Origin of the sequence: Lysinibacillus sp. YS11 (assembly GCF_002896375.1) — a bacterium.
GTDB lineage: Bacteria > Bacillota > Bacilli > Bacillales_A > Planococcaceae > Lysinibacillus > Lysinibacillus capsici.
The window spans coordinates 2,370,923-2,397,709 of the sequence record NZ_CP026007.1; the positions used below are offsets into that span (position 1 = coordinate 2,370,923).

At 38.0% G+C, this 26,787-nt stretch carries 25 protein-coding genes, 1 pseudogene and 1 riboswitch; of the genes and pseudogenes, 7 read left to right on the top strand and 19 right to left on the bottom strand.

The window, feature by feature from the left end; genetic code table 11:
* The first annotated feature begins 164 nt into the window (after positions 1-164).
* Entirely contained in the window at positions 165-1,196 is a 1,032-nt protein-coding gene (locus LBYS11_RS11700; RefSeq protein WP_103118195.1) for a S66 family peptidase, read from the top strand.
* A gap of 257 nt (positions 1,197-1,453) precedes the next feature.
* Here the strand turns inward: LBYS11_RS11700 and LBYS11_RS11705 are convergent, their stop codons facing one another.
* The 12 genes and pseudogenes from LBYS11_RS11705 to LBYS11_RS11760 form a co-directional block, all read right to left on the bottom strand.
* Positions 1,454-1,996 (bottom strand): pyridoxamine 5'-phosphate oxidase family protein, encoded by a 543-nt coding sequence (locus tag LBYS11_RS11705; RefSeq protein ID WP_054550225.1) that lies wholly within the window; start codon positions 1,994-1,996, stop codon positions 1,454-1,456.
* A gap of 171 nt (positions 1,997-2,167) precedes the next feature.
* On the bottom strand, positions 2,168-2,641 hold the full coding sequence (locus LBYS11_RS11710; protein WP_048393159.1) for a flavin reductase family protein: 474 nt from the start codon (positions 2,639-2,641) through the stop codon (positions 2,168-2,170).
* 61 nt (positions 2,642-2,702) lie between these two features.
* A complete protein-coding gene (locus tag LBYS11_RS11715; RefSeq protein WP_103118196.1) occupies positions 2,703-4,031 on the bottom strand; it encodes an MFS transporter in 1,329 nt (442 codons plus the stop codon).
* 53 nt (positions 4,032-4,084) lie between these two features.
* Positions 4,085-4,951, bottom strand: coding sequence for an FAD synthetase family protein (locus LBYS11_RS11720; RefSeq protein ID WP_103118197.1), 867 nt, complete (start codon positions 4,949-4,951; stop codon positions 4,085-4,087).
* 161 nt (positions 4,952-5,112) lie between these two features.
* Entirely contained in the window at positions 5,113-5,826 is a 714-nt protein-coding gene (locus tag LBYS11_RS11725; protein WP_103118198.1) for a cupin domain-containing protein, read from the bottom strand.
* A 1-nt stretch (position 5,827) separates the two neighbouring features.
* Positions 5,828-6,501 (bottom strand): annotated as a pseudogene (locus LBYS11_RS11730) (DUF2848 family protein).
* Complete coding sequence (locus tag LBYS11_RS11735; protein WP_054550228.1) at positions 6,501-7,292, bottom strand: carbon-nitrogen family hydrolase; 792 nt, start codon at positions 7,290-7,292, stop codon at positions 6,501-6,503. The pseudogene LBYS11_RS11730 and the gene LBYS11_RS11735 overlap by 1 nt, the downstream one beginning before the upstream one ends.
* A gap of 28 nt (positions 7,293-7,320) precedes the next feature.
* Positions 7,321-8,787, bottom strand: coding sequence for a 4-hydroxyphenylacetate 3-hydroxylase family protein (locus LBYS11_RS11740; RefSeq protein WP_233731947.1), 1,467 nt, complete (start codon positions 8,785-8,787; stop codon positions 7,321-7,323).
* A 278-nt stretch (positions 8,788-9,065) separates the two neighbouring features.
* Positions 9,066-9,737 carry a GntR family transcriptional regulator gene (locus tag LBYS11_RS11745; RefSeq protein ID WP_048393050.1) on the bottom strand — a complete coding sequence of 224 codons (672 nt, stop codon included), beginning with the start codon at positions 9,735-9,737 and terminating at the stop codon, positions 9,066-9,068.
* A gap of 262 nt (positions 9,738-9,999) precedes the next feature.
* A complete protein-coding gene (locus LBYS11_RS11750; protein WP_103118199.1) occupies positions 10,000-10,998 on the bottom strand; it encodes an NADP-dependent oxidoreductase in 999 nt (332 codons plus the stop codon).
* 30 nt (positions 10,999-11,028) lie between these two features.
* The gene (locus LBYS11_RS11755) at positions 11,029-11,364 is read right to left on the bottom strand and encodes an ArsR/SmtB family transcription factor (RefSeq protein ID WP_054550229.1); all 336 of its coding nucleotides are present in this window, start codon (positions 11,362-11,364) and stop codon (positions 11,029-11,031) included.
* Positions 11,365-11,555: 191 nt separating this feature from the next.
* Positions 11,556-12,152, bottom strand: a complete 597-nt coding sequence (locus LBYS11_RS11760; protein ID WP_004227948.1) for an SCO family protein — start codon at positions 12,150-12,152, stop codon at positions 11,556-11,558.
* Positions 12,153-12,737: 585 nt separating this feature from the next.
* Between LBYS11_RS11760 and LBYS11_RS11765 the strand changes: the two genes are divergently transcribed.
* The 5 genes from LBYS11_RS11765 (at position 12,738) to LBYS11_RS23255 (ending at position 17,274) form a co-directional block, all read left to right on the top strand.
* Positions 12,738-13,073: a DUF485 domain-containing protein gene (locus tag LBYS11_RS11765; protein WP_004227946.1), complete on the top strand. Its 336-nt coding sequence runs from the start codon at positions 12,738-12,740 to the stop codon at positions 13,071-13,073.
* On the top strand, positions 13,074-14,627 hold the full coding sequence (locus LBYS11_RS11770; protein WP_016993894.1) for a solute symporter family protein: 1,554 nt from the start codon (positions 13,074-13,076) through the stop codon (positions 14,625-14,627).
* A 481-nt stretch (positions 14,628-15,108) separates the two neighbouring features.
* Positions 15,109-15,447 carry a DUF485 domain-containing protein gene (locus tag LBYS11_RS11775; RefSeq protein ID WP_048393058.1) on the top strand — a complete coding sequence of 113 codons (339 nt, stop codon included), beginning with the start codon at positions 15,109-15,111 and terminating at the stop codon, positions 15,445-15,447.
* An 8-nt stretch (positions 15,448-15,455) separates the two neighbouring features.
* Entirely contained in the window at positions 15,456-17,000 is a 1,545-nt protein-coding gene (locus LBYS11_RS11780) for a solute symporter family protein (RefSeq protein WP_048393165.1), read from the top strand.
* 97 nt (positions 17,001-17,097) lie between these two features.
* Positions 17,098-17,274 (top strand): hypothetical protein, encoded by a 177-nt coding sequence (locus tag LBYS11_RS23255; protein ID WP_197078724.1) that lies wholly within the window; start codon positions 17,098-17,100, stop codon positions 17,272-17,274.
* A 26-nt stretch (positions 17,275-17,300) separates the two neighbouring features.
* Here LBYS11_RS23255 and LBYS11_RS11785 read toward each other — a convergent pair whose 3' ends face one another.
* The 7 genes from LBYS11_RS11785 to parE all read right to left on the bottom strand — a co-directional run bounded on the left by LBYS11_RS11785 (position 17,301) and on the right by parE (position 25,608).
* Positions 17,301-18,050: a TatD family hydrolase gene (locus LBYS11_RS11785; protein WP_103118200.1), complete on the bottom strand. Its 750-nt coding sequence runs from the start codon at positions 18,048-18,050 to the stop codon at positions 17,301-17,303.
* On the bottom strand, positions 18,040-18,789 hold the full coding sequence (locus LBYS11_RS11790; protein WP_103118201.1) for an ABC transporter ATP-binding protein: 750 nt from the start codon (positions 18,787-18,789) through the stop codon (positions 18,040-18,042). Before LBYS11_RS11790 ends, LBYS11_RS11785 begins: the two co-directional genes overlap by 11 nt.
* Complete coding sequence (locus tag LBYS11_RS11795; RefSeq protein ID WP_048393064.1) at positions 18,764-19,537, bottom strand: ABC transporter permease; 774 nt, start codon at positions 19,535-19,537, stop codon at positions 18,764-18,766. The genes LBYS11_RS11790 and LBYS11_RS11795 overlap by 26 nt, the downstream gene beginning before the upstream one ends.
* A complete protein-coding gene (locus LBYS11_RS11800) occupies positions 19,537-19,827 on the bottom strand; it encodes a thiamine-binding protein (RefSeq protein WP_004227928.1) in 291 nt (96 codons plus the stop codon). The genes LBYS11_RS11795 and LBYS11_RS11800 overlap by 1 nt, the downstream gene beginning before the upstream one ends.
* A 1-nt stretch (position 19,828) precedes the next feature.
* Positions 19,829-20,824 (bottom strand): ABC transporter substrate-binding protein, encoded by a 996-nt coding sequence (locus LBYS11_RS11805; protein ID WP_103118202.1) that lies wholly within the window; start codon positions 20,822-20,824, stop codon positions 19,829-19,831.
* Between the two features lie 153 nt (positions 20,825-20,977).
* A riboswitch (TPP riboswitch) is annotated at positions 20,978-21,088 on the bottom strand.
* A 108-nt stretch (positions 21,089-21,196) separates the two neighbouring features.
* A complete protein-coding gene (parC, locus tag LBYS11_RS11810) occupies positions 21,197-23,635 on the bottom strand; it encodes a DNA topoisomerase IV subunit A (RefSeq protein ID WP_103118203.1) in 2,439 nt (812 codons plus the stop codon).
* The gene (gene parE, locus LBYS11_RS11815) at positions 23,632-25,608 is read right to left on the bottom strand and encodes a DNA topoisomerase IV subunit B (protein ID WP_048393067.1); all 1,977 of its coding nucleotides are present in this window, start codon (positions 25,606-25,608) and stop codon (positions 23,632-23,634) included. The genes parC and parE overlap by 4 nt, the downstream gene beginning before the upstream one ends.
* 561 nt (positions 25,609-26,169) lie before the next feature.
* On the opposite strand from parE, the gene plsY reads away from it, so the two are divergent.
* The gene (gene plsY / locus LBYS11_RS11820) at positions 26,170-26,772 is read left to right on the top strand and encodes a glycerol-3-phosphate 1-O-acyltransferase PlsY (RefSeq protein ID WP_048393068.1); all 603 of its coding nucleotides are present in this window, start codon (positions 26,170-26,172) and stop codon (positions 26,770-26,772) included.
* Positions 26,773-26,787: the final 15 nt, after the last annotated feature.

A 26,787-nucleotide genomic window follows, 5' to 3' on the forward strand; every position in this document is an offset into this window, starting at 1 on the left:
TTTTTTTGTTCAACAAACGGGCCAGATTGTGAAATAAAATCATTTTGTGCAATGTTACCAAACAAGTATTTAGTAGCTTATTTAACATAAATGATAGACTGTTTAAAAATTTCCATTAATATGTTATTTTTAATGAAATTAAATCTAATTTGAGGTGAATTTAAATGTTATTAAAGCCAAGTAAACTCCAGCAAGGAGATTATATCGCCACAATAAGTCCTTCTTGGGGAGGTGCTGGAGATCCAGAATTAAAATGGCGTTATGAACAAGGCGTAAAAAGACTTGAAGAGGTTTTTGGACTGAAAGTTATAGCAATGCCAAATAGCTTGAAAGGTGCAGATTATCTAGACAAAAATCCAAAAGCACGTGCAGAGGACTTAATGATGGCTTTTAAGGACCCCAAGATTAAAGCTATTATTGCAAATATTGGTGGAGATGATAGTGTTCGTTTACTCCCTTACATTGATTTTGAGGTTATAACTAAAAATCCTAAAATTTTAATGGGTTATTCAGATGTAACGATTGCTCATTTATTTTGTTTGAAGGCGGGTATATCTTCATTTTATGGACCAGCAATTTTAACCGATTTTGCAGAAAACGTTGAAATGCACTCATATACCGTTCAATCTATTCAGCAAACGCTATTTTCTAATGAAGTAATAGGTGAAATTGTTCCTTCTGTAGAATGGACAAGTGAGCATTTAGAATGGATAGAATCAAATAAAAATCAAAAACGCACAATGCAACCTAATAAAGGATACGAATTGCTGCAAGGTAAAGGTATAGTACAGGGACGTTTAATAGGAGGGTGCATTGAAGTATTAGAGTTTGCTAAAGGTACCGTGCTATGGCCTGAAGAAAAATACTGGGAAAATTGCATCCTTTTCTTTGAAACATCTGAAGATCAACCGGAGCCTAACCTACTCAGATATTGGTTGAGAAACTACGGTGTACAAGGTATTTTACAAAAAGCAAACGGAATTATATTTGGTAAACCACAAGATGAAAAGTATTTAGAAGAATATAAAGAAGAGATTTTAAAAGTGATGGGAGAATTTAACTTGGATGATACACCCATTCTATACAATATGAACTTTGGACATACTGAACCAAAATTCATTTTACCTCTTGGTGCATTAGCAGAAATTAATTGTAATACAAGCTCTTTTACTATTTTAGAAAACGCTGTACTGTAAGATGTTAGCGGCTTTTTGGGATGAATAAGGATATTCAATAATCAGGCGCAATTTTGGAACAACATAGCTGAAAAATGTTCAAACTTTTTTATAAAAATCTCAAACTTATCTAAAGAGAGTAACTCCATTTTGATCAATCTTTTTCAAAATGGAGTTTTTGATGTTGCTATTAGATAAGGATTAAGGGATGGGATATTTTTTAATCCATCTTTATTCTAGTTTACAGTGATTGGATTTACCAATTTCTAAAACCAATACTATGTATGTGGGATTTTCTCAATATTGAACATCTCCCCTAAGGCAATTGGATTTTCTTTCGCGGTAATATGTTGAGGATCAATACGGTAAACTTGAACAGGCCCTCCGAAAACGGCTGATCGATATTTATCCACGTGTTGCTGGGATAAGGGGCGATTATAGTAACCAGGTACATATTTATTTATCATTTCTTGCAACATGTGTGTCGCTTCATTCAAATCCAAAATAGGCTGAGCCTTGCCAAAAACCATGACACTCATATAAGCCGTGTCCGTTTTTGCAGGTACTGGATTAGTAATGGTTCCATATTCATCGCAAACCGTAAAGCAAACCTCTGGGTTCTCTTCCATCACTTGATTTCGTCTCCCGCCAGTGGCTCCATGGAAATAAAGCACTCCATTTGTCCACACAAAATTAAGGGGGACAACATACGGCAAATGACCATCAACCATACCCAAATGCCCAATGCGAGCTTGCTGCAAAAATGCATCAATTTTGTTCTTGTCCAACACTTCTCTTACTTTATAACGTACCTTATCCATTGTTATCACTCCTACTTATAGTATGATGTGATTTTATCAACCTTTGGATTGAATAAAAACGTCCATAACTACAGCAATTAAGCAATCCATTTTCCAACTTGAAACAAAGACAAAACCACCGTTCAACAAAGAATGCTCAAACGATGGTTCTACTTTTTAGGAGATAGGTAATTATAAGCTTATTGGCTGACTAACTTTGCTATATTTGCCTTCAAAGAACGCAAGTGGTGAACCATCACTCATCTCAATATCGGTTACCTCTCCAATAAAGAGTGTATGGTCTCCTGCAATTTGTTTGCTATGAACATTACATACAATATTTGCTAATGCATTTTTTAATACCGGTAGTCCATTCACCCAGTCAAATTCAACTTCACGTTCTTCTTTAATTTGTCCTGCAAAATGCATGGATAGCTCTTTTTGTTCCTCTGATAATATATTCACAGCAAATTTGCCTGAAGTATTAATCTTATCTAGCATTCTAGCTTTTTCGCCAATGGATATTAAGACTAATTTCGGGTCAAGCGAAACGGACATAAATGCGTTTGCTGTCATACCGTGTGCTTCCCCTTCAATCACAGTCGTAATTACTGTTACCCCTGTAGCAAATTTACCCATTGCATTTCTAAAAGTTCTATCATCCATCATGTTATTTCCTCCTTAAAATTCCCGAATTTATTATTTGAATATTCTGATATATAAAAAGCTATTTAATAACCAATTCCTTTTGAGGCAATGATTGCTCTACTAAGCTCTCTTCTATTACTGGCGCTTTGCGTAAAAATGTAACAGAGATAAAGGAAGCCACTGACAGAATCACAATGAAAATAGCGAGTGGAATCCAGGAGTTATTGTAAGTGCTAAGTAAAACTGTCGCAATCATAGGAGCAGTTCCTCCAAACAACGCCGACCCTGCTTGATAACCAAGTGTTATTCCTGTATACCCGACATTCGTACTAAACATTTCTGTAAACATGGTGCCAATTATACTGGCAATAGCTGACCATAGAATGCCTAAACCGATAATAGAAGCGGCATAAGCCCAAAACGTTGATGCTGTTGATAATAAATAATAGTAAGGGAAAGAGAATAACGCAATTCCTGCCGCTCCCATCATGAATAGGCGTTTACGTCCCAGTACGTCAGATAATTTCCCCATGACTGGAATACACAATGTCGTCACAATAGTTGCAGCAGTAATAATGTTCAGTGCTGTAGTCCTTGAGAAACCAATGTTATCTGTCGCATAGGAGATAAAGAATGTTGTGAAAACATAGAATGGTCCCACTTCCACACATTTTGCCCCTAAGGAAATTAATACAGCTTTCCAGTGATAACGTAATGTCTCAAAAAGGGGTACTTTTACAACATTGCCTTTTTGCTTTTCTTCACTAAATGCCGATGTCTCCTCGATGCCACGGCGTATCCAGAATCCCGTAATCACTAGAACGGCACTTAATAGAAAAGGAAGTCTCCAGCCCCATGAAAGAAATTGCTCCTCTGGAAGCAAACTGACGATTGAAATAGCCGTTGTGCCAAGTAGCATACCTAGAGGTATTCCCATTGCAGGAAAACTTCCAAAGAATCCTCGTTTTTCTTTCGGTGCATTTTCAACTGCTAGGAGAACAGCTCCTCCCCATTCCCCACCAACAGCTATACCTTGGAGGAGTCTCAAGAATACTAGTAGAATAGGCGCGAAAATGCCGATTGAACTATATGTTGGTAGCAAGCCTATACATACGGTTGAAACCCCCATTAATAAAAGTGAAACAACAAGGGTGTTTTTCCTTCCAAATTTATCGCCCATGTGACTAAAAATGAGCCCACCAAGAGGTCGAATGAAAAACGTTACACCAAACGAAGCATAAGCGAGTAACAGACTTACATATGGATCATGGCTTGGGAAAAATAATTTATTGAAGACAAGCGCTGCCACGGTACCATAAAGAAAGAAATCGTAAAATTCAATTGTACTGCCAACTAAACTAGCGAATAATACTTTTCGGGAACTTGCAGTTGATTTTTCTTTTCCCATTCATCACATTCCCCCAACTATTTGTTTTTTATATACAGATTTGTGGATAAACTTTAATTCCAAATAGGGATTGTATCCATATAAGCGACTCTGTTAAAAAATTTCACCGTTATTTCCTTTTGGTGTACCTCTTTCAATCTTTCTAATTTATTACTAAGCAGTTCAAATCTGATTTCGTGAGAGCTATTATGGTTTAAAAAACCTTGAATGGTTTTACAGCCATTAGTAATCTCTACTTTGTATAAACCTTGTTTTGGCAAAACATATTTACCCTGAATTTGAAAAGCCATACTATTCAATTGCGGTTGTCTATACAAATCTTTCGGATAATTTATAAATCCTTTTACTTCATAATGTTTGCCCAAGTAGTATGGAACTAGGTGAACATCCCCTTCACTTATTAACTCTCTAATGAATGTTGAACTTATTTTGTTATCATTCGTGACCCTTTTGGAGATCACTGTCACTTTAAAGGGATTGTATCTACTTGCCTTGCGCAAATAATTTACATTGCCTTGCGCTTTATAGCCAAAGTTAAAGTCAAAGCCCACAACAATGTGTGTAGCATGGAGCTTGATGATATATTGGTTAATAAATTCACTTGCAGGAAGTGAAGCGAAAAGCGATGTGAATTTCATGACAAAAACTTTATCAACACCGATTTGAGACATTTCTTCAAGCTTAGAAGACAAAGGGGTTAAATATTTTCTATCTGTTTCACCTTTGATAATCTCACTAGGGTGAGGATCAAAAGTCATGACTGATAATTTACAATTATTTTTATGAGCAATTTTCTTTGCTTGCTGCAGTAAAAATTGATGGCCTATATGAACACCGTCGAAAAAGCCTAACGCCATTACATGGGGTTCTTGCATGTCAAAATGCTCCTTCATTGGATGTGTTAAATGGATAATTTCCACTACGCTTCACCTTCCTTACAAGTTAGCTAATCTTTAATGTATACTGTACTGTGTATACATTGATGAACAATAAAAATGTAGAAGTTTATATGCATCAGAGGCAATTTTAGATGAGATTCTTGACCCCATCTAAAAAATTAGCTTCTCTAAAATTGAATCGCTTATTTATTGGCGTAATAGCGAACTTCGAAAATTTTACAGCCATTTGGGGACTGCCATGGTCCATGCTCCATTCCAGGAGGACGACATGCAACCATTCCTGCTGTAAATTCCTCGTTTAAACGTAAATCAATTAACGATCCTTCGATAATGTATAATTCTTCCCAGAAATCATGAATTTGTACACCGTCTGGAGATGTATCTGTCCCTGCTCCTAGTTCTAGAATACGTGTTGCTACTTCAGTACCTGGAATCTGTGCAATAATTCGTTGGGAGGAGCCTTCTACAGTTTTTGATGGGACAGCCTCAAACGTCTTGAAGTCAACAAACTCATGCTCTTGCTTTTCCTGATCAGCATAATAACGAACTTCAAAAATTGTGCAGCCATTTGGGGACTGCCATGGCCCATGCTCCATTCCAGGAGGACGACATGCAACCATTCCTGCTGTAAATTCCTCGTTTAAACGTAAATCAATTAACGATCCTTCGATAATGTATAATTCTTCCCAGAAATCATGAATTTGTACACCGTCTGGAGATGTATCTGTCCCTACCCCAAGTTCTAGAATACGTGTTGCTACTTCAGTACCTGGAATCTGTGCAATAATTCGTTGGGAGGAACCCTCTACAGTTTTTGATGGGACAGCCTCAAATGTTTTGTAATCAACAAATTCATGTTCTGGTTTAATAACCACTTCTATTTCTGAATTCCCCATTTCATACTACCTCCGCATCTGTTAAAATATGAACCTTATAATCTAGTTGAATTTTTCGGTCTGTTAAAGCATCATACAATTCTGCTGAAAAACCATCACCGTAAATAAATTCTCCAGTTACGATTGGTAGAGTCCCACAAAAAACCATCAAATCCTCACTGTAATATCCACGCTCTGTAATAATTTTTATTAGCTCTTTTGGATGCAAAAACTCTCCAAGTGTTCCAGTTTGGTATTCTTTTTTTCACCATTCACAATCATCCAACTTCGCATTTCAATGTCATCCCAGCGACTCTCTATGTCATCTAGCAACCAAAATTGAGTGGAAATCGGCTTACTGCAAACCTGTTTGGATTTTTGAATGGACAATTTTTCAAGCTCCCGATCTGTGTGATCACTACCCAGTCCTACGTACCATTTCCCTTTCACGTTCATAATAACGACTTCTGCTTCTCCACTACTACTTTCCTGAACTACTGAAATGGATGGACTTGTTGTAAGAAGATTAGTTGAAACATCGTAAATCATTGGCACTTGAGGTGGGGCTGGAACACCAATCTCTCTTAATTCATCAATATGTTTTTTTACAGATGCTTGATCTTTACCTGTATAGCCAGCAATAAGTAAGCGTTTAGGTGTAGCCTCCATTTGCTTTCCAGAAACGATAATATTCATTAAATCAATTCCTCCTGTCTATCTAAAACTCGATGCTTTAAATTAGGGAAGGCATCACGAATAGTAGCAATTTGGGAAGGATCAATTTCTGTTTTTACAATGGTTTCCTCATCGCCTCCACTTGCCATAACAATTCCCCAAGGATCAACCACCTGACTGTGACCACCTAATTGGATGCCATGTGTATTACCTACACAATTACTTGAAATTAAGAAACATTGGTTTTCTAATGCGCGTGCTGTATTAAATATTTTCCAATGCTCTAATCTAGCATGTGGCCAAGCAGATGTCACAAGAAGTAATTCTGCTCCTAAATCAACTTCTGCGCGGTACAATTCAGGGAAACGTAAATCATAGCAAGTTGATAATCCTACCTTCCCAAAGTCCGTATCTACTACAGTCGTTTCGATACCTCTTGTTAAAATTTTCCCCTCTTGCGAACCATAACGGAATAAATGTATTTTTCTATAGGTTCCAATGAGTGTACCCTCGGGAGAAAATAGAACACTTGTGTTATAGTACTTTCCATTGTTTCTTTCTATGAAACTGCCTGCAAATAGATAGGATTGGATTTCTTTTGCCTTTGAAGAAAATCGCTGTACAAAATCACCGTTTATTTCTTCTGATTCATCAACATAACGATCAAATGCAAAGTACCCTGTCGCCCATGTTTCGGGTAGTACAATTAAATCTTGTCCCTTTAATTGATCAATCATTGCTTCGACACGATCGATACGAGCATTTTTCGATTCCTGATCTTTAATCTCTAACTGTATTGATGCAATTTTCATTTTTTCAACATCCTTTTATCTATTTTTCCTAAACCAGCTCCTCCACTTGCGTAGGAAGGGAATAACTTTCTAAAAATGTTTCAACCATTTTTACTGGCTCTTCATATCCATAATTTCTAAATGAATAGCCTTTCGTAACGAATGGTGCACCATTATAGAACAATTCATATTGTTGATGTCTACCACCAAACTCTGAGCCAATGATATCCCACACTAACTTAAATAATTTGATTCTCTCTTCAGCTCCAACTCCTGTGGAACGAATATATTGATAGATATCATCTTTCGTCTCAGGATTAATCATTTCTTTATAGGAAGAAGGTAATTGTAAAACACCTCCACCACAAAGCTCCCTTAAAATCCGAATCGTAGAAGCATAAATAATATCCTGTTGACCAACTACACCATAAAGGAAACGTGGATCCGGTCGAGCGACCCCATTTTTATCAATCGTGCAGTTATATTCGGATGCTAATAGGTTACCTTCAACAGAAGCTGCAATGGATGCCAACTCACCTAGCTTTTCTTGAACAGAAGGAATTTTATCAATGCCATTCATAGCTGTTACTTTACGTGCTGCACCAATTAAGAATTTCAATTTATTACTAAATCTTATTTGAGCTTGATTATTGCCTAATACGTGAGCTGGTGTTTCATGGAACTGAGCTCTTACAATATCAATGTTTTTATACACAAAAATATCTGACCATGGAATAAATACATCATCAAAAACCACTAACGAATCACTTTCATCAAAACGAGAAGACAACGGATAATCAAATGTACTCGGTGATTTTTCCGCATAGCTAGGTCTTGCATAGAATTTTAATCCTTTCGCGTGAATCGGTAAGACAAAGGATAATGCATAGTCTTCATCCCCAGGACGGAGTGGCGTAAGACAGCTTACAAATAAGTAGTCGGATACTGCTGAAGCTGTACCAAGCATTTGAGAACCTCTCACAATAATACCGTCCTCTACCTCTTCATAAACGCCTACAGGAAGGTATTTATCTTCTAGTTCATGAGCTGCTTTACTTCGATCAATTTGAGGAGGAATAATTACGTACGTTACATATAAATCATTATCTCGTACATGCTTATAGAAATTTAAAACATTTTCTCCATAGGCTTTTCCTCCATGTTCGAATACTTCAGGTGCACTAGCAAATGAAGCTAAAAAACTAGCAACATGATCAGGGCTTCTTCCAACAAAACCACATGTGGCCTCAGACCATTTTGAAATGGCCAATCTTCGTTCTTTCAGTTCTTCACGACTCTTGGGAATCATATAAATTTTGTTTGCTAGCGTTCCATCTTCTGTTTGATAAATCATATTGTTTGATTCATCTAACGCTAAATCATATAAACCTGCAATTGTATTTGTAATACCTTTAAAAGCAGGATGTGTTGCTACATCTTTGACTCTTTCCCCATTTATGTAGATCACACGATCGTCTTTCAATGCTTGTAAGTACTCTTGACTTGTTCTCACCATATTTAATTCCTCCCCATGTGTTGTTTAAATAGATGCTATAAGAGACAATCTTTCAGAAATTAATGAACCCCATCAAGCATTTCGTATACTGTATTGTGTATACATAAATCTCTGAAATAATTCAAAAAATTACAATAATTCAGTACAGACGAAGACGCAAGCGCTTACAACGAACAAATAAGTAAACCTCTCACGCTTTAAAATTTATCTTCATTGAAGTACACCCTACACGATAGTAGTAACTTCCTTAACACCTCCCTTCAAAACATTCATGACTATTAGCTATTATCAATAACCATTAATGTTTCTTTTGTTTTTTCTAAATGATTTAAAATCATTTTTGAAGCTAAATCAGGATTTTTTTCCTCAATAGCTTGAATAATTTGTTGATGCTCAACTAAAACACTTTTCATTCTTCCAGGCTGCCTAATTGCTCTTAAGCCCATTAGCTGTGTTAGATTGTGCAAATTGGTCAAAATTTGTTCCATTATCGTGAATTTAGCCAACTTTGTAAGCGACAAATGAAATTCATGGTCTAACCCAATAAATCGGATAGCATCATCATTTTGGAGCGCTTCATCTTGTTGCTTCAAAATTAGCTTGAGTGACTTTAGCTGCTCAGGAGATGTTATGATTTCAATTAGCTTCTTTACTGCCTCCACTTCAATAGCACTTCTTAATAAGAACACTTCTTTTTGCTCATCTTCCGTCAGTTTTTTTACAGTCATTCCTTTTCTGGGAATAGAGACAAGTAAACCTTCCTTTATTAAGTCTTGAAGAGCTGCTCTTACTGGCGTTCTTGAAGTATTTAATTTCTCTGCTAATTGAACCTCTGTAAAGATCTCATCACTCGTTATACCACCGTATAAAATCGCTTTTTTAATTTCTTTATACACTTTGTCTTGCGTTGTTTTTTCCTTCTCAATCGGCTTTAATTTTGCCCCTTCCATAATAATCCATCCTTTTTATTAAGTCTTTACCATACGAAATTAAAAATTTGAATTTATATGAATGGTTTAAACTCTTTATGTTTTATGTATACATAATACAAAATACTTTTATTATAAGTCAACATTATTTTTTTGTTTTTTCTGAAATTTTAACTCTGCTATAAACAGTCAGCCCTTTTCCAATCTCATCTATCCTGCCAAACAAGAACTGTGAAAACTGAAAAGGGCTGTTTGAATTAAAGAATTTCAGGGAACATAAAGACTATTTCATTTTTACGATAATCTTCCCCTTTGCTCTACCTGACTCCGCATATTCCATCGCCTTTTGAGCATCTTCAAATGAAAAAGTTCTATCAATGACTGGTTTGATTTTACCAGATTCAATTAAATCGGCGATTATGCGTAATTGATCGCCACTTGGTTTCATAAATAAGAAGGAATATTGAGCATGATATTTCTTTTCAAGTGAGGTCAGTTTATGACTTGCTGCTGAAAATAATAATGTTTTGAAAAATCCTGAACCATATTCTTTGGCGAAACGTGCATTCGGCGTGCCTGATACGGAGACAATTTTCCCACCATCCTTGATAATCTCGAAAGATTTTTCTAAGGTCTTTCCTCCAAGCGTATCAAAGACTGCATCATAATTTTTCAGTATAGCTTCAAAGTTTTCTTTCTTATAATTAATCACTTTATCTGCACCCAAAGATGTAACTAGGTTTGCACCAGCTTCGCTAGCCGTTGTTGCCACTGAGGCGCCCATTACTTTTGCTAGTTGTATAGCAAAGGTACCTACACCACCAGAGCCAGCATGAATTAAAATCTTTTGACCTTTTTGTAATTGCATGATGTCATGTAAAGCTTGGTATGACGTTAAGCCAACCAGTGGGATTGATGCAGCTTCCTCAAAGCTCAAATTTTTAGGCTTTAGGGCTATGTCATCTTCATGAATCGAGATATATTCCGCAAAAGTACCAATTTTACTCTTCCTTGGACGTGCATAAATTTCATCTCCTACTTTAAAGCGAGTCACTTTTTCGCCAACCTTTACGATGACTCCTGAAAAATCATTTCCAAGGATCAGTGGCATTTTATAGTGGATTAACAGCTTTACTTTCCCATCACGGATTTTAAAATCAATCGGATTAATACTTGCTGCATGGATTTCAGCAAGTACCTCATATTCATCAATTTCAGGTGTAGGCAATTCTGCCATGTGCATTGGGGCTTTGCCATATTGATCTATCACCATTGCTTTCATCGTTCATTCCTCCAGATAACCTACTAATTGTCAATAAAATTCCGTTAACAACGTCTCAATATCCAACACCAGATTTTTTAACGAACCTAGTTTTGTCCGTATATCTATATAGTAAAAGTTTTTTGTACCTTCTTTGCGCATTAAAATAACACCAGCATCTCGCAAAATCTTAAGATGATGTGACACAGCTGGTCGAGATAGATGTGTTTGTTCTGTGATTTCACCTACACGCAATCCCGTTTGACAATCTGTGCTCATTAATACCATTAAAATAGCTTGTCTGGTTTCATCACCAATTGCTAATAGTACCTTTTGAGAATTTATAAAGTCGTCCTTAATCAAGTTAAGCTGGTCCTGTTTATTCATTAAAATCCCTCCTCTTACTAATCAGTTGAATAGTTTAAGTTAATGAACCATTGCTGCATATAACGATATAATATTGCCGTATTCGCTGCAATATTGGGAAAGTAAATCGAGACGAATGATTTTTAAAGGCGTACATCTTCCACTTTCCCCTCTTTCCATAAAAAAACACAGAAGTCACATGGACTTCTGTGTTATTTGCTCTCCTTAATAAGAGCCTTCATATCTCCAACGATTGTTTCAACTGGTACGTTTGTCGCGCCATCATAGTCTTTTACAACTGTGCCGTCTGCGTTTACTAAATAATAGCTCGACATATGTATGACTTGGTCTGAGTTAGGATCGTTTTTAACTAATGAATTAAATGATTTACGTGCAAATTGTTCAATGAATTTTTGTTGATAGCCAGTTAGTAGCTGCCATTTGCTTTCATCTACAACATTATACGTATTTAAGTAATTTGTTAAAACATCAGGCTTATCCACTTCTGGATCGACGCTAAATGCCACAATTTGATAATCTTCAAGGCCTTCATCCTGTAGTGCTTGTTGAACCTCTGTCATATTAAATGTCATGGGTGGACAGATTGTCGTACAGTTTGTAAAAATAAACATGGCTAGCCAAGGCTTACCTTTAAGATCATCTAGGGTCACTTGTTCATTTTTTTGATTCGTTACTGTGAAATCTTGAACCTCGAGATTTAATGTTGGTTCAAACTTGTAACTACCGCAAGCAGCTAGAATGCTACTAAATGCTAGAACTAAAACTAGCAATATACTTTTCTTTGTCATTAGTGGTGCCCACTTCCCTTCATTTCATCACCTTATTTTATTCATTATAGAAGCTAAACACAAGATAATGGACTTACACCCAGATGGCTATTTGTATAACATGTGAACATTAACTGATTCTGGAATTCCTCCTCACTAATTCTTCCAAATGACACATCCTTTTTAAAAATTTTTTCATAGCTTTTTTTTATCATTTTCGTTATTTCCCAAAACCTCAGATAATTGTTATATAACAAATTTTTTCTACTTAACAAGCTCCCATGGAATTTAATAGCAGAATAATAAAATACAGAAAATTCTCTTTTATGTTTGTATTTTCTCCTACATTCATTTTTATCAACAACAAACTATTTTAACAATATTATTTCATCAGAAAACTACACGCTCTTTTAAACAGAATTTTTCTAATAAATCCTTATTATTTCTATGTTATTTCCACAAAACAGAAGTGACTAAAAATTATAAAAACTCAAAATTTAGTATTGCATTATAGGATTCTCCCCCATAAAATAAGTGAATATAACGACGAACGAAAAAGAAATATGTCGTTTAAAACAGAAATATATAACTTTAGGGGGAATAATAATGGCGAATGTTTCAAGCAAAAAACAGGCCCAATCAATTGATTATCATGCAATTGAAGCAATGGAATCGTTTAATAGCTTTGTAAAAAAGAAAAATACCTTTCTTTTCTCGATTACAGCAGTGTTTTTAATTCTTTATATCCTGCTTCCGATTCTTGCTTTCCAGCCTGTACTACAACAAAAATTCTTCGGAAATATTACGGGTGTATGGGTTTATTCTGCAGGATTATTTATCATGACCATTGTGCTTTGTACAGTATATGTAAAAAAAGCTGCTTCATTCGATAAAGCTGCAGCCGCTGTTCTTGCAGAGTATCAGGCGAAAGGTGGAAAATAAATGAATATCGTATCTATAGGTTTCTTTTTAGCTATTGTTGGCTTAACACTTGTTGTTACTTATATTGCAGCAAAGCGTACATCTTCTGCGGCTGATTTTTACACTGCTGGTGGTGGTTTAAAGGGGTGGCAAAACGGCTTTGCGATTGCTGGTGACTATTTATCTGCGGCAGCCTTTCTTGGGGTGTCTGGTGCAATTGCCTTAACTGGCTTTGATGGTTTCTTCTTCTCTGTAGGCTATGTAGTAGCGAATTTAGTGCTGCTTTATGTCATTGCTGAGCCAATGCGAAACTTAGGCCGCTACACGTTAGCAGATATGTTAACGGCTCGTTTTAATGAAAAGCGAATTCGTGGTGTGGCAGCGTCTGGGACCATTATTATCGTAATTCTTTATATGATTGCACAGCTAGTTGGTGCTGGTGCATTGATTAAGCTATTATTCGGTATTGAGTATTGGATTGCCGTTTTAATTGTCGGTGTTATGATGACAACTTATGTATTGTTTGGTGGTATGACAGCGACTTCTTGGGTGCAAATCATTAAAGCAAGTCTATTATTATTCGGAACAGGTTTATTAGCGGTTTTAGTGTTAATGAAATTTGACTTCTCTCTTATGAAGATGTTCGACACAATTGCAGTAGATCATGGCGAAAAGTTCCTTGTACCTGGAATTAAGTATACAAGCACAATCGACTCCGTTTCGATGATGATGGCTTTAGTTTTAGGAACATCTGGTTTACCACATATTTTAATGCGTTTCTTTACAGTAAAGGATGCAAAGACAGCACGTGCCTCTATTTCTTGGACAACTTGGATTACAGCTATTTTCTTTTCATTAACAATTTTCTTAGGGTTCGGTGCATTAAACTTTGTAGGTTTAGATCAAATTCTTGCTGAAAGTAAGGCTGGTAATACAGCTGCTCCGCTACTTGCGCATTACTTAGGTGGAGATGTATTGATGGCATTTATCGGCGCAGTGGCATTTGCGACTATTTTAGCCGTTGTTTCTGGTTTAGTACTAACAGGGGCTTCAGCCATTTCTCATGATATTTATGGAGAAATCATTAAGGGCGGTAAATTAACAGAGAAGCAACAGGTAGTAGCAGCTCGTACAGGCTCTATCTCAATTGCGATCGTGTCTATAATTCTCGCTCTGTTTGCACAAAGCTTAAACGTTTCATTCCTAGTATCATTCGCCTTTTGTATCGGTGCGTCAGCAAACCTACCTGTAATCCTTTATACAATCTATTGGAAGAAATTTAATTCTACAGGTGCTGTAACTGCGATGGTAACGGGGTTAGTATCATGTTTAATTTTAGGAGCAATGGGACCAAATGTGTGGAGCCCTGTTGAAGGTGCGGCTATCTTTGTTGGACAACCCCTTGTGCCACTTGCTGTTCCAGCGATTATTACAATTCCATTAGGCTTTATTGCTGGATACTTAGGTACTGTTCTTTCATCTAACAAAGTGCCACAGGAAGAAGCAGAACGTATTTATAAAGAAATTCGTGTGAAAGCAAATACAGGCGTGTCTGTCTCTGATATTTCACATTAATATTTATACACCTCCTGCATAATGAATCTCAATTCAAAAAATGCAAAAAAATAGGCAAAAAATTCGATTTTTGGTCGAGTTTTTCGCCTTTTTTGTTATTCAATATCTACCAATTTATTTATCGAACAATATTATTTTACTTCCAAAAAACAGAAAAAATCCAATTTTCACTAGGTAAATAGTGTTTATTTTTAATTGAAAAAACAAGATTTTTTTGTAAATTTACCCTTCATTTTTTGTTAAGAATCTAGATTTCTCTTCACTTCATTTATTTATCTGAATTTTCTAAAACCCTTTATATTCTTGGCTTTGCGCCATTTTTTCTCTCTTAGGAGTATTTTCTGAAAAATTTTTTTTACATAATTTTTCTGAAATGTATTGCAATTTTGTGAACTGTTACATAAAATGAAAATGTGAATTCACTAAACTAGCAAAATCAAGTCTTGAGGTAGAAAAAATATACACAAAATGGGGAATGTTAATGGCGAACAATCAAGCAAAAAAAGGTATCGTGATTGACTATGATTCAATTGCAAATCAAGAATCATTTAAGTCTCTTGTACGAAGAAAGAACTCTTTTCTTTGGTCAATGACTGCCATATTTTTATCGGCATACATGTTGTTACCAATTCTGACATCGTACACGACAATTCTACACCAAAAGGCATTTGGGGAAATTACTTGGGTGTGGATCTATGCAGCAGGTCTTTTCATCATGACATGGGGGTTATGTCATTTATATGTAGCAAAGGCAAACAGCTTCGATAGAGAAGCAAAAGCGATTATCGCTGAATACGAGAACGGAGGTGGCCGCCGATGAGTAACGGAATGAGTCTTACAGCCATATTCTTCTTCGTAGCCATTGTTGGTTTAACATTAGTTATTACATGGTGGGCATCTAAACGTACATCTTCAGCAAGTGATTTCTATACTGCTGGTGGTGGCTTAACAGGCTGGCAAAATGGACTAGCTATCGCTGGTGACTACTTATCAGCAGCATCCTTCTTGGGTATCGCTGGTGCTGTAGCATTATTTGGATTTGATGGATTCTTCTTCTCTATTGGTTATTTAGTAGCTTACTTAGTGGTATTATATATCGTTGCTGAGCCATTACGTAACCTTGGGAAATTTACATTAGCTGACATGATTACAGCGCGCTTTGATAACGCCAAAGTCCGTGGAACAGCTGCTTTAAGCACTATTACAATTGTTTTATTCTACATGATTGCACAACTAGTTGGTGCAGGAGCACTTATTCAATTACTTTTAGGAATCGACTATTGGATCGCCGTATTAATCGTAGGATTCATGATGACTACTTACGTACTATTCGGTGGTATGACAGCAACATCTTGGGTACAAATTATTAAAGCTTGTCTTTTAATGTTGGGTACAGTTATTATTTCGTTCTTAGTATTAAAAGAGTTTGGCTTCAGTATCTCTACAATGTTTAAAGAAATGACAACGGTTACTGACAGTGGAGCTGCTTATTTAAACCCAGGTCTTAAATATACAAATGGACTTGATACAATCTCTATGTTAATTGCGTTAGTATTAGGTACTGCGGGTCTTCCACATATCTTAATGCGTTTCTTCACAGTAAAAGACGCGAAAACAGCTCGTTCATCTGTTATTTGGGCTACTTGGATCGTAGGTATCTTCTACGTTCTAACAATTTTCTTAGGCTTCGGTGCAGCAGCATTCGTTGGGAAAGAAGATATTATCGCAGCAAACGCTGCAGGTAACATGGCTGCCCCACTTCTTGCGGAAGCACTTGGTGGCGACATTCTATTCTCATTCGTTTGTGCAGTAGCATTCGCAACAATTTTAGCGGTAGTAGCAGGTCTTGTACTTTCTGGTGCATCTGCCCTATCTCATGATATTTATGGACAAATTATCAAAAAGGGTAAAATTACAGAAAAAGAGCAAGTTCTTGCAGCTCGTATCGGTTCGATTACAATCGCTGTTATTTCTATCCTATTAGCACTTGGTGCACAAACATTAAACGTTGCATTCTTAGTATCTTTAGCATTCTGTATCGCAGGATCTGCTAACCTTCCAGTTATCATCTACACAATTTATTGGAAACGCTTTAATACAGCGGGTGCTGTTACTGCGATGTTAACAGGTTTAATCTCTGCGTTAGTATTAGTTGCTATGTCTCCAAACGTTTGGAATCCAGTTGAAGGTAAGGCAATTTTCGTTGGTGATCCTTTAATTATGTTAACGAACCCAGCCTTAATCTCTGTACCACTTGGTTTCCTTGGTGGTTTCATCGGCACATTACTTTCTAAAGAAACAGATGATGCGAAGTATCGTGAAGTTGACGTTAAAGCAAACACAGGTATTTCTGTACAGGACGTATCTCACTAATACACTCGACAGCCTCGTAAGTATCTTGCTTACGAGGTTTTACTTTTTCTTCCCTATTCGCTACTATAGAATTAAAAATGAATTGGAGGCGATGCTCATGTCACAATCTAAAGCTAAAAAGAAACGGATGCACATTAAACGCACAGTTGGTAAAGATGTTGAAAAAAAACGACAATCTATCTCTTTTAGTACACATGAACGTCTAACGAAAACAAAAAACGAAAAATTGGAGCATGATTATACGAAATATAAAAAGCAGTATAAGGACGAATAACTCGTACCCTATACTGCTTTTTCTTATTAAAGCCGATAAAATGTTTTCGTGTTTTGCGTAATAATTTTGGCCACTTCCTGTGTTGATAGCCCTTTGATGGAGGCAATCACCTCAATCGTTGAGTGCATCATCCAGGGAGATGTACGCTTCTTCGTAAACGGTCCCTCAAACGGCCAAGGACCATCCGTTTCTACCATCATTAGTTCAATGGGATAAGCATGAATTAGCTGTTGAATTTCCTCTTCGTACAAGCAATCTGGCGTAATGGAAATAAAATAACCACGCTCTATCATGCGCTTCACAATAGCTTCATCCCCTTTAAACCAATGAAAATGGGCTTCGTGAAGCTGATGTTTTTCCAGCAAATCACACACAATATGGGCGTCCTCATATACTGCGTGTAACACAATTGGCTTGTCCAGTTCCTTCGCCAATACAACAAAACGCTCTAATAGCGCCACATAGGGACGTTCATCAATCGCTTGCTCTTGTTTTAAATAATAAGGTAGACCCACCTCACCAATAGCAACCATATCATCCTGATGCGAATGAATCCAATCAAATAAAGCTGTCTCATCATTTGGACTTAGTAAAGGCTGTTCAGGATGAAAGCCAAATGCAGCCTTTACTTGCTGATAGCTATTCGATAAACGCAACGTTCTTTCACAAGAGGAAAATTGCATACTAACCGCGATTACAGCTTTCACTTCTTCTAATAAGGAAGGAATTTCCTCATCAGTGTACTGATCCAAATGAATATGCGCATCAATCAACATACATATCACCCTTTTCCTCCTGTAAATACATAAATAATTGTTGCTTTAACGCTGTGAATGCTGCAGAATGTCGAATTTCCTCTTTCCGAGGTCTCTCAAACGGCACGATGATTTCCTTTTTAACGGTAGCTGGACGTTTGGTTAAAACAAGTATGCGATCTGCTAAAAAGAGAGCTTCCTCAATACTATGTGTAACAAATAGAATGGATTTGCGGTACTCTTCCCAGATAGATAAAAGCCATGCTTGCATTTCCAGTCGAGTAAATTCATCCAACGCAGAAAATGGTTCGTCTAAGCATAAAATCGGCTTATCACTGACCATTGCTCGAATAAAGGACACACGCTGCTGCATGCCTCCAGACAGTTCGTTCGGGTAGGCATGGATAAAAGAGGCAAGACCAACCTTTTCTAACCATTCCTTGGCACGTTCAACATTTGGTTTATGTTGTAATTCCTCTACAAGCGTGACATTTTCTACTATTGTACGCCAGGGTAATAGACATGGCTGCTGTGGCATATAGCCAATCGTTCCTTTTTTTTGTTGGATATCCTCTCCATTTAATAAAATGGCTCCTTGGTCAATTGGCGAAACACCACCAATTAATTGAAAAAGTGTACTTTTACCACTGCCTGAAGGACCAACGATGGCCACAAACTCTCCATCCTTGACGTCAAAAGAAAGTTGATCAAGGACTTTGAGCGCATCGAAGGATTTAGCGATGTTTTGAATGCTGAGCATGATAGCCTCTTCCCTTCACCATGAATTTTTCAATTAAACGAATACCACTAAACAATAGTAAGCTCAAGAGAACAATCGCAAAAATTGCCACAAATACGCGATCCGTACGGAAGGAGGATTGGGCTAGGGTCATGTAAACACCAATACCCTTTTTTGCACCAAGCCACTCCGCAATCACAGCCCCCATCACACTATATGTAGCCGCAATTTTAATGCCTGAAAAAATAGCGGGATAGGCATAAGGCCATTCCAGCTTCCAAAAGGTTTGTGCCCTTGTAGCACCAACCATGGCAAAATAATGCTTTAATTCTGGAGCAGTTTGTCTAAATCCATCCATCGCTGCAATGACAATCGGGAAAAAGCACACAAGACAGATAATGATAAGCTTCGGTAATAAGCCAAAGCCAAACCAAATAATAAGGAGCGGTGCCAAGACTAGAATAGGAACATTCTGCGACATAATAAGAATTGGATAAAACAGTTCTCGAATAAATGTAAATCGATGCAACACTATTGCCACCGTTAGCCCACAAGCGATGCCAATGGCTAATCCTAGTAGAGCTAATTGTACTGTAGCGAATGCATGTGGTAGAAAGGTTTGATACGACTGGATGGCTTCTGACAAAATACTACTTGGTGTGGGTACTAACCAATGAGGAACTTCAGCAAACCGCACGATTAGTTCCCATATGAACAAGAGGAAGGCGATAAAAATTATCGTCCTTCCCTTCTGTAATGCACGTTTCATTACTGATATTTCTCCGTTAATGTATCCATCGTAATACCCGTTGGCTGATATAAAATTTTCACTTGTGTAATGACATTAATGGCACCAAGTTCGATCATCTTCTCATTCATTTTTTCAATGATTTGGAGCAATGTTGAAAGCTCACCCTCCATCGTTGTTTCCAATGGATGTACCTCATATTTCACCCCAGAAGCATCGATCACCGCAATTGCTGCATCGACATATGGTATAACATCTTCATATTTCTCTGTCTTCGGAATGATTTGTACACTGATTAATGAATTTGCCATCTTATTTGGCCTCCTTTTTAGGTAAGAAATCATTAGTAAAGGCTTTTTTCGCATCAAATTCGCCCTCTAATACTTGATTGCTAGACATCCATTTCGCGTAATTTTCCCACACAGAAAGCTTTTGCTCTCCCCATTGCTTGGCATCATCCTGATATTTATCAGCCAGCCATTCCTGACTTTTATGCACTAACGCTTTATCTAAATCAGGGGCCGCTTCGATTAAAATATCAGCCGCTTCACTTGGGTTTTCAATTGCGTATTCATAGCCCTTCGATGCAGCTGCCACAAAGGCTTTGACTACATCCGGGTTGTCCTGTATCATTTTTTCATTTGTAGCTAAAACTGGCGTATAATAATCCAATTGATCACTATAATCTGTAAGATATAGCATATTAATCTTTTCCCCACGCAGCTCAGCCTCAATCCCAGTCCATGCATAATAAATCCAAGCAAAATCTATATCTTTTTCCATCATTGTGAAGAAATCTAAATCCCCTGCATTGACGATATCTAGCTTATTAATATCTGCCTTTTCTTTTTGCATGAGTGATTGTAAAACGGCTTGCTCTAATGGTGCGCCCCAACCACCATAGGTTTTACCTTCAAAATCCTTTGGTGATGTAATGCCCTTCGAAGCAATAGAAGCAAAGCCAGATGTATTATGCTGTATAATTGCTGCGATGGAGACCAGCGGCACATCTTGGACTCGTGCCTGTGTTATGCCTTCCTGATAGCTCACGCCAAAATCCGCCTTTCCAGAAGCAACAAGCTGATCTGCGCCCGCCTCACCAGGCATAATAATATCAACATCTAAACCCTGTTCCTCAAAATAACCGAGTTTTTTGGCAACATATAGTCCTGTATGATTTGTATTCGGCGTCCAATCCAGTACCACAGACACCTTTTTCAGCTTGTCTGCAGCCTGCTTGTCATCCTTGTCACTACAGCCTACTAATGTCAATAGTGCTGCCAATAAAATAAAAAACCATTTTTTCATGCGAAAGCCTCCCAGTTTGTAATATGAAAGTGTTCATGAATGAATGTTGTCACCAGAAGAAAGCGTATACAATGTTGGCAAGCTGTTGCTTGAAAACATAAAAAAACGCCTAGGATTCCTCCCAGACGTATTGCAATCAATCTTCAAAACTTTGCTTTTTGAATAGATGTTCCCTACGCTGGTACGAGCCAAATCAGGTTCAAAGGGTCAGCGTCTACCGGACACAATCTCAGCTAGCAATTACTAGCCCCCCTACATTCTTTCGCTATGAACTTTTCGATGATTATTATACCCATAGTTTCACTTAAATGACAAGGTGCTATTTTTGAATAGAGCTTAAAGCCCAGCGCTCCTAAGAGGCTGGGCATGCTTTTAGCTTGGTTTCTGTTCTTTTTTGGCTGTTACAACATGAGAAATTGCTCCATCTGTTGCAATATCCACTTTAAATGAACCATTGGAATGGCGATCCGCACGAGACAATGCTTGTACGTCAATCATCTCTTGAACACCTTTTTCAGTTTCAATCACAACCTGCTCCTCGTCTGTTGCTTGAACAACTGCCACAATTCGGTGAGGGTTTGCTTTTAACTCTGTTAATACTTTTAGTCCACGTTTTGCACGACTTGCTACTTCAACTTCAGCGACATTCATTTTCTTCACGGCCCCACGCTGTGTCACAATCACTACATAGTGGGTAACATCAGGCTGTAATACATTGACTCCAACTAAGGCTTCTCCATCTTTTAGTGTGATCCCTTTCACACCACCTGTTTTCACACCTGTCACAGGTAGTTCCTCCATTGGGAAACGAATCGCATAGGCTGTATCCGTTGTGAGCATCAGCTCCACGTCATCTGTTACAAATGATGCATAGATCATCGCATCACCAGCCTTGACATTCATCGTTTTAATTGGCTTTGAATAACGCGTTACCGCATAGTCTGCGAGTGGTGAGCGCTTAATTTGGCCATCTTTTGTGGCTGTGAAGACATACGTATTTGGTTGGTCAAATGTTTCGAAACCATAAACCGCAATAATCGATTCATCTTCCCCTGTTGGTACAATACTTGAAATATGCTGGCCGAGATCCTTCCAGCGTATATCAGGCAGCTCATGAACAGGCTGATAAATATAATTGCCTCGATTTGTGAAAAGCAGTAGATGGTGCTGTGTATTTAAGTTTGCTTCATACAATAAATAATCTGAATCCTTCATGGCAAAATCTTGCCCGTTTGAAGCGGCATGAGAACGTGTGGATGTACGTTTAATATAACCATCCTTCGTTACTGTTACGACAACCTCTTCACTTGGCACAAGGACATCCAATGTAATTTTAATTTCTTCAATTTCTTGCTCAATCTTCGAGCGGCGAGGCTCTGTAAAGCGTTTCTTAATATCTAGCAACTCTTGTTTAATAACACGCACAAGCTTAGCCTCACTTTGCAGAATCCCCTCTAGCTTCGCAATTAGCTTATTTAACTCGTCCTGTTCCTGACGAAGCTCTGTAATATCCGTATTCGTTAAACGATATAATTGCAGGCTTACAATGGCCTCTGCCTGTACCTCTGTAAAATCAAACTTTGCTTGTAAATTAAGCTTCGCATCCTTCTTATCATTTGAAGAACGAATCGTCGCAATGACTTCATCTAAAATGGAAAGGGCTTTAATTAATCCATCTACAATATGGGAACGATCCTTTGCCTTTTGCAAATCATAAATAGAACGGTTTGTTACCACTTCTTTTTGATGGGCAATATACGCATCTAGCAATAATGGCAATGTCATCATCGTTGGACGACGATTATGAATGGCAATCATATTAAAATTATAAGCTACCTGTAAATCCGTTGTTTTAAACAAGTACTGTAAAATTCCTTGTCCTGGTACATCCTTTTTCAGCTCAATTACGACACGTAAGCCTGTACGGTCTGATTCATCTCGAATTTCTGCAATGCCTTCTAGTCGTTTATCTACACGTTGCTCATCAATTTTTTTCACAAGATTCGCTTTATTTACATCATATGGTAACTCAGTGATAACAATTTGCTCTTTACCACCCTTAATTGGTTCAACAACTGCTTGTGCACGGACGATGATTTTACCACGACCTGTTTCATACGCCTTTTTAATGCCATCAACACCTTGAATGATTCCACCCGTTGGGAAATCAGGTCCTTTAATCACCGTCATCAATTCATCTACAGTAACATTAGGCTTGTCTAAGCGCATCAACACAGCATCCAGTACTTCATCTAAGGCATGTGGCGGAATATCTGTCGCATAACCAGCGGAAATTCCTGTAGAGCCATTGACTAAAAGGTTAGGAAAACGTGCTGGTAATACAGTTGGCTCCATATCCTGATCATCAAAGTTTGGCACAAATTCGACCGTTTTCTTGCCAATATCTCGTAGCATTTCAGCGGCAATAGCTGATAGTCTCGCCTCTGTATAACGCATTGCAGCTGGAGGATCGCCATCTACCGAGCCATTGTTCCCGTGCATCTCAATAAGCATATGACGTGCCTTCCAGTCCTGACTCATCCGTACCATCGCTTCATACACAGAGCTATCGCCGTGCGGATGATAGTTACCAATTACATTACCCACTGTTTTTGCGGATTTACGGAACGGCTTATCATGTGTGTTGCCTTCCGTAAACATCGCATATAAAATACGGCGCTGTACTGGTTTAAGACCGTCACGTGCATCAGGCAACGCGCGGTCTTGAATAATATATTTACTATAGCGACCAAAACGGTCACCCATTACTTCTTCTAACGGTAAATCTTGAAACTTTTCTGTACTACTCATGCTTGGTCCTCCTCTTGTTGGATGAATTCATTCTCTAAAATGTTAGAATCATCCTCCATACCGAAGTCTACATTGGCTTCGATCCATTTACGACGTGGTTCCACCTTATCACCCATTAACGTCGTGACACGTCTCTCCGCTCGTGCACCATCCTCGATTGTGACACGAATCAATGTCCGTGTTTCAGGGTTCATCGTTGTGTCCCACAGTTGGTCTGCATTCATCTCACCAAGACCTTTATAGCGCTGTAATATGTAACCCTTTCCAACCTTCTTGATGGCCTTTTGTAAATCACTTTCTGTCCAAGCATATTCAATGACTTCTTTTTTCCCTGTACCTCTTGAGACTTTATAAAGCGGCGGTAGTGCGATATAGACTTTCCCAGACTCAATGAGCGGACGCATATAACGATAGAAGAATGTTAATAGCAAGACTTGAATATGTGCCCCATCCGTATCCGCATCGGTCATGATGACTACTTTATTGTAGGCAGAATCCTCCACCGCAAAATCCGTACCAACACCTGCCCCAATCGCATGGATAATCGTTGAAATTTCTTCGTTTTTCATAATATCCTGTAGCTTGGCTTTTTCTGTGTTGATTACTTTCCCGCGCAATGGCAGAATCGCTTGGAATGTACGGTCACGACCTTGTTTAGCAGAGCCACCCGCAGAATCACCCTCGACTAAATACAGCTCATTTTTTGCCGCATTACGTGACTGAGCTGGCGTTAATTTTCCAGATAAAATCGTACTACCCTTTTTGTTTTTCTTGCCATTTCGTGCATCCTCACGCGCTTTACGAGCTGCTTCACGCACTTGCTGCGCTCGAATCGCTTTACGAACAAGAGAAGCTGATAACTCTGCATTTTCCTCTAGCACATACAAAATTTGCTCAGACACTACACTATCTACTGCAGAACGAGCTTCACTTGTCCCAAGCTTGCCCTTTGTTTGTCCTTCAAATTGCAGTAAATGCTCAGGGATACGAACAGACACGATCGCTGCTAAGCCCTCACGAATATCTGTCCCCTCAAGGTTTTTATCTTTGTCCTTTAATAGGCCAATTTTTCTTGCATATTCATTAAAGACACGTGTCAATGCTGCCTTTGCACCCGTTTCATGTGTACCACCATCACGTGTACGGACATTATTAACGAATGATAAAATCGTTTCTGAATAACCATCGTTATACTGGAAAGCGAACTCTACTTCGATTTCATCCTGTACGCCTTCTACATATTTTACTGGATGAAGGACATCTTTTTCCTCATTCAAATACGCAACGAAAGCCTCGATGCCATTCTCATAAAAGAACACATCGCTCTTGCCTTCCTCGCGCTCATCAATTAATTCAATTTTTAAGCCCTTTAATAAAAAGGCTGATTCACGTAATCGTTCTGCTAACGTATCATAATTGAATTTTGTGACAGAGAAGATCGTTTCATCTGGTAGGAAATGAACAAGCGTTCCTGTCTGCTTGGTCTGCCCAATATTTTCAAGTGTTGTGACAGGCTGTCCACCATGTTCAAAGCGTTGACGATACTTTTTACCATCGCGATGGATTGTCACCTCTAAAAATGTTGAGAGCGCATTCACAACGGAAGAACCAACACCATGTAAACCTCCACTTGTTTTATAGCCACCTTGACCAAATTTACCACCAGCGTGTAGCACTGTAAAAATAATTTCTGGTGTCGGTTTGCCCATTTTATGCATACCGGTTGGCATCCCACGGCCAAAGTCGCGCACACTCATACTTTGATCTTTATGAATTGTGACAATAATATGAGATCCAAAGCCAGCCAGTGCTTCATCCACCGCATTATCTACGATTTCATACACAAGGTGATGAAGTCCACGGCCATCCGTAGAACCGATATACATGCCAGGTCGTTTGCGTACCGCTTCTAATCCTTCTAATACTTGTATAGCGTCATCATTATAGACGCTAGGTGACTGTTTATTCGTCAAAAAAATTCCCCTCCAAAAAACAAACACATGTTCTATTTATGTTCTCATCCTAATAATAATAGCATTTCCTGTCAATAGCTAGCGACAGGTCCAATAAAATTTTAAAATTTGCTCACAGTTTTGATCTTTTTTATTAATAGTAAACATCTTCAACAGTTGCTTAAAATTGGTATTTGAGCAAGACAGACTGCTTCTAGCTTCCATCATCATTTGACGCATTGAAGCCTACTTAGTTGCAAAATAAAGTTGTGATGCTTGCAAATAAAAGCACACTAACTCGTGCCTTGCGATTAAACAGGATAAAGTTAGACTTCTATTCTACCAAAGGAATGAGCGATTGACAAAATTGCCATTTTGCCTATATTTTTATAAAGGTTTTAGTGCTTCCTACAAATTTATGTCTAAAAGCCTAGTCCTCACTAATAGATTCTCTTTTGTATTGATTCAAGACTTCGGATGAAATCTCCTTCATAACATTGTAGATTAGCAAGAAAAAGTGTAAAATACTTGTTACAAACTATTAGTACCAAGTGATGGACTATGAATGAAAGGAGTCCAACTATGATCAATGGACTTATTATTTTATGTGCTTATCTAATCGGCTCTATACCTTCTGGATTATGGATAGGCAAAATTTTTTATAATACCGATATTCGTGAACACGGGAGCGGTAATCTTGGTGCGACCAATACTTTTAGAACATTAGGGAAAAAGGCTGGTATTATTGTTACGGTGATGGATGTCTTAAAAGGAACTGCCGCTGTCTTACTCGTGACACTTCCTGTTTTCTCTGATACTACACTCCACTCTTTATTACTGGGTCTTGTCGCTGTTATCGGTCATATGTTCCCGATCTTTGCCAACTTCCGTGGTGGGAAAGCTGTGGCAACGTCAGCTGGTGTATTATTAGGCTATTCTTGGCCACTCTTTGTCCTACTATTTATTACCTTTATTGTGACATTAAAAATCACAAAAATCGTCAGCTTAACATCAATGATAGCCGCTTTAGTAGCGCTTATCTATGCAATCGTTTATTATTTTATTACAGGTGACTTTGCATTAGGCATCTTGGTAGCCTTTTTATTTACCTTTATTATTTATCGTCACCGTGCCAATATTGCTCGTATTAAAAACGGCACCGAACCAAAGGTAAAATGGCTGTAGGAAGAGAGGAGCATT